Raw genomic sequence first — 2,542 nt, 5'->3', positions numbered from 1 at the left:
CATCGAACAACACCCCTAAACAACTCAGGCGTTGCAGCGATCACTTGAGTCTGAGGCTCCGACCACAGCCGTGGTTTCCGTCTCGCGGGCGGTCCCGTCGCCAACGCGGGTAGCCTCGGCCCTGTGAGCTCTATTAGGTCCAGCCTGCACCCGATCGACGTCCGCCACCTCGGCGCCGTCGATTACCGCGCCGCCTGGCAGCTGCAACGCGAATTGGCCGACGCCCGGGCCGCCGGCGGCAGCGACACCCTGCTGCTTTTAGAGCACCCGTCGGTCTATACCGCGGGCCGGCGCACGCTGCCACACGAACGACCTGCAGACCGCACACCTGTCGTCGACACCGATCGCGGTGGCAAGATCACCTGGCACGGGCCGGGACAACTCGTGGGCTATCCCATCATCGGCCTGGCCCAGCCGCTCGACGTGGTGAATTATGTTCGCCGCCTTGAAGAGTCGCTGATCAAGGTGTGTTCCGACCTTGGGCTGGGGGTAGGCCGGGTCGACGGCCGCTCGGGAGTGTGGTTGCCGCCCGGCCGTGGCCGGCCGGCGCGCAAGGTCGCCGCCATCGGTGTGCGGGTGTCACGTGCGACGACACTGCATGGCTTCGCGCTCAACTGCGACTGTGATCTGGATGCGTTCACGCGGATCGTGCCGTGCGGGATCAGCGATGCCGGGGTGGCGTCGCTGTCGGCCGAATTGGGCCGCCGGGTCGGTGTCGACGACGTGCGGTCCGCGGTCGCCGACGCGGTGTGTGACGCGCTGGACGGTGTGCTGGCGGTGCGCGACCATACCGCCGCGCGCGTAGCATCGCCGTTGTGACCGTTGCGCCCGAAGGCAGAAAGCTACTGCGCCTGGAGGTTCGCAACGCGCAGACCCCGATCGAACGCAAGCCGCCGTGGATCAAGACGCGCGCGCGGATGGGGCCGCAATACACCGAGCTGAAGAGCCTGGTCCGGCGCGCGGGCCTGCACACCGTGTGCGAGGAGGCGGCCTGCCCCAACATCTATGAGTGCTGGGAGGACCGGGAGGCCACCTTTCTGATCGGTGGTGACCAGTGCACCCGTCGCTGCGACTTCTGCCAGATCGACACCGGCAAGCCCGCGCCGCTGGACCGCGACGAGCCGCGCCGGGTGGCCGAGAGCGTGCAGGCGATGGGGTTGCGCTATTCCACCGTCACCGGCGTGGCCCGCGACGACCTGCCCGACGGCGGGGCGTGGCTGTATGCCGAGACTGTGCGCGCCATCAAGCAGCTCAACCCGTCCACCGGTGTCGAGCTGCTGATCCCGGACTTCAACGGCGATCCTGCCCGCCTGGAGCAGGTCTTCGGTGCTCGCCCGGAAGTGTTGGCGCACAACGTCGAAACGGTGCCGCGGATCTTCAAACGGATCCGGCCGGCGTTTACCTACCAGCGCAGCCTCGACGTGCTCACCGCTGCCCGCGAATACGGCTTGGTCACCAAGAGCAACCTGATCTTGGGCTTAGGGGAAACGCCCGAAGAGGTGCGAACGGCGCTGAAAGATCTCTACGACGCCGGCTGCGACATCATCACCGTCACCCAATATCTGCGCCCGTCGCTGCGCCACCATCCGGTGCAGCGCTGGGTCAAGCCGGAGGAGTTCGTCGCCTACGCGGGGTATGCCGAACGGCTGGGGTTCGCCGGCGTTCTGGCGGGGCCGTTGGTGCGCTCGTCGTATCGGGCCGGTCGTCTCTACCAGCAGGCCATCCAGCGGCGGCAGGCCGTAGCGCCGCGCTGAACCGCGTTTTCCGTATCCTTGGCGATTATGGCGAAATCCCGCAATTCGGCGGCGACGAAGGCCGCCAAAGCCGAAGCCAAGGCCGCCCGCAAGGCCGCCGCCAAGGAGCGGCGGAGCCAGCTGTGGCAGGCGTTCACCATTCAGCGCCGGGAAGACAAGCGGCTGCTGCCCTACATGATCAGCGCGTTCGTGTTGATCGTCGGCGCGTCGGTAGCGGCCGGTGTGGTGGCCGGCGGATTCCCCATGGTCATGACGATCGCGCTCGGTGTGGTGCTGGGCGCGCTGGTGGCGTTCATCATCTTCGGCCGGCGCGCGCAGCGCTCGGTGTACCGCAAGGCCGAAGGCCAAGCCGGCGCGGCGGCGTGGGTGCTGGAAAACCTGCGCGGAAAGTGGCGCGTCAGCGCGGGTGTGGCCGCCACCGGTCACTTCGACGCCGTCCATCGGGTGATCGGCCGGCCGGGCGTCATCCTGGTCGGGGAAGGATCAGCGGCCCGTCTCAAGCCGCTGCTCGCCCAGGAGAAGAAGCGCACCGCACGGCTGGTCGGCGACGTGCCGATCTACGACGTCGTCGTCGGCAACGGCGAGGACGAGGTTCCGCTGGCCAAGCTGGAGCGTCACCTCACCCGACTGCCGGCCAATATCACCGTCAAGCAGTTGGACTCGCTGGAGTCGCGGCTGAGCGCGCTCGGGTCGCGTGCCGGCGCGACCGCGATGCCGAAGGGGCCCATGCCTACCGCCGCAAGCATCCCCGGTTACCGCCCACCCTTCGCCCCAAGTTAGCCCCCCGG

The 2,542-nt window shown here is 68.3% G+C and carries 3 protein-coding genes; all 3 read left to right on the top strand.

The genetic code is table 11. From position 1 onward, the window contains the following. Window positions 1–123: 123 nt before the first annotated feature. Genes lipB through ACFE99_RS19870 form a run of 3 tightly spaced genes read left to right on the top strand, consistent with a single transcriptional unit; the run spans window position 124 to window position 2,534 of the window. Window positions 124–819: a lipoyl(octanoyl) transferase LipB gene (gene lipB / locus ACFE99_RS19880; protein WP_375488143.1), complete on the top strand. Its 696-nt coding sequence runs from the start codon at window positions 124–126 to the stop codon at window positions 817–819. Continuing rightward, entirely contained in the window at window positions 816–1,754 is a 939-nt protein-coding gene (gene lipA / locus ACFE99_RS19875; RefSeq protein WP_375488142.1) for a lipoyl synthase, read from the top strand. The genes lipB and lipA overlap by 4 nt, the downstream gene beginning before the upstream one ends. 27 nt (window positions 1,755–1,781) lie before the next feature. Then, complete coding sequence (locus ACFE99_RS19870) at window positions 1,782–2,534, top strand: DUF4191 domain-containing protein (RefSeq protein ID WP_375488141.1); 753 nt, start codon at window positions 1,782–1,784, stop codon at window positions 2,532–2,534. The last annotated feature ends 8 nt before the right edge of the window (window positions 2,535–2,542 follow it).

Source organism: uncultured Mycobacterium sp. (genome assembly GCF_964249325.1).
Taxonomy (GTDB): domain Bacteria; phylum Actinomycetota; class Actinomycetes; order Mycobacteriales; family Mycobacteriaceae; genus Mycobacterium.
Note: the sequence above shows the minus strand (reverse complement) of the source record. Positions and strands in the feature narration are given on the sequence as shown.

Bases quoted from the DNA above. Each gene is read 5' to 3' on its own strand.
- ACFE99_RS19870 (WP_375488141.1), top strand. From the start codon at position 1,782: ATGGCGAAATCCCGCAATTCGGCGGCGACGAAGGCCGCCAAAGCCGAA.